This is a genomic window from Alistipes sp. CAG:29 (genome assembly GCF_000435435.1).
GTDB classification, from domain to species: Bacteria; Bacteroidota; Bacteroidia; order Bacteroidales; family Rikenellaceae; genus Alistipes; species Alistipes onderdonkii.
In genome coordinates, this window is the sequence record NZ_FR893456.1 from 1 (window position 1) to 329 (window position 329).

1 protein-coding gene is annotated in these 329 nt (G+C 61.1%); it reads left to right on the forward strand.

Features of this window, described 5'->3' with window-relative positions:
* The coding region (locus tag QVP03_RS05770; protein WP_303645449.1) for an MqnA/MqnD/SBP family protein at positions 1-185 on the forward strand (185 nt) is incomplete at its 5' end.
* Between the last annotated feature and the right edge of the window lie 144 nt (positions 186-329).

Here is a 329-nt window from a genome sequence, read left to right on the forward strand (position 1 = left end):
GCACGAGCATCGAATACGCCTTCACCCATCCCGAAGCTTCGCGCACCTATATAAAACAGCACGCACAGGAGCTGGATGACAAGGTAATCGACGCGCATATCGCGCTCTTCGTGAACGGATATTCGCTCTCGCTGGGCGACGAAGGCCGCCGTGCCGTCGAGGCACTGACGGGGGTGATCCCCTGAGCAACCGCCGGCCACCTCCAACACGTTCCGTCATGAAGTCCGTTTTATTATTGTTTCCGCTCCTGATCACCGCAATTCGTGCAACGGGCGAGACGCCCCTGCGGCAGGCCGCCAACGGGAGCCGGGTACGCTTCCTCGGGCTGC